At 43.1% G+C, this 1,026-nt stretch carries 1 pseudogene; it reads right to left on the reverse strand.

Going from position 1 to position 1,026, the window contains the following annotated elements:
- Positions 1-992 (reverse strand): annotated as a pseudogene (locus N475_RS00390) (SpvB/TcaC N-terminal domain-containing protein); the annotation flags it as partial.
- Positions 993-1,026: the final 34 nt, after the last annotated feature.

Here is a 1,026-nt window from a genome sequence, read left to right on the forward strand (position 1 = left end):
CCCTCATGATCAGTGATTAACCTTGCACTGCCCAATCTATCTTTATGGAAATACCTGATATCTGTCCCTTTGGTAGAATCATGGCTGATTAAGGCCACATCATCCACATAAGCGCGTTGTGTTACCTTTCCTTGTTCAACTTCCACCTCATAGTGTTTACCCGCATAGTAGGTTGTTACATCCCCTTTTATCTGCATAAAACGCATATTATCAGGGCCATAAACAAACTGAGTGGTCACATTATTTTTGTTGATAAGTGTCGGCTTATCCATGGCATTATATTGAGCTAAAACAAGGCCATCTCCTTTGGTCATGTTACCGCGTGCGTCGTAGCTAAAGCCAACCCAAGCGCCGGCCTTCATAACGCGTTTAACGGCATTTGGCCCACCGCCTGAAAACCCTGCCAAATGTGAGGTATAGTCGTAAGTACTTGCATAGTCTGACTTTTTAGTCAAATTACCAATTGCATCATACTCATAGGTTATCGTCGTAATCCCAGCAATTTCATTGCTTTCTAAACGATGCAGTTGGTCATAGTGATAAGTTTCGGAATAGCGATGTTGCGCCCCTACGGCACCAGAAATCACCTCCTGTTGCTTTAGGTTGCCAAAACCATCATAGCTGGTGTACTCAATCCCAAGTATGTTATTGCCACCCTGCTCAGTATAATGCCCCGTCATTTGCCCTGTTATGGCGCTATAAAATGTCTTATCGACTAGACTGTTACCTAAAAGTTGTTGCTCAACATTATTTAATACATCTCGCTTAGTCACTTTTTGATAGCTATATCCGGTATGCAGGTTCTTTATTACACGTCGAAAACCATAATCATCATATTCATAGCTAAGCGTCAGGCCGTTCGGATATCTCATCCCCTTTACCCGACCAAAATTGGCATCATAAAACGTATCGGTTTTAAAGCTTTGGCCATCGCCTTCTACTTTATGGCTCGACACTCTTCCTAAACTGTCATAGTCGTAGGTGTGAGTCACCCCATCTCCTGACATGGATGCAAGCTGACCGTAA

Source organism: Pseudoalteromonas luteoviolacea DSM 6061 (genome assembly GCF_001625655.1).
GTDB classification, from domain to species: Bacteria; Pseudomonadota; Gammaproteobacteria; order Enterobacterales; family Alteromonadaceae; genus Pseudoalteromonas; species Pseudoalteromonas luteoviolacea.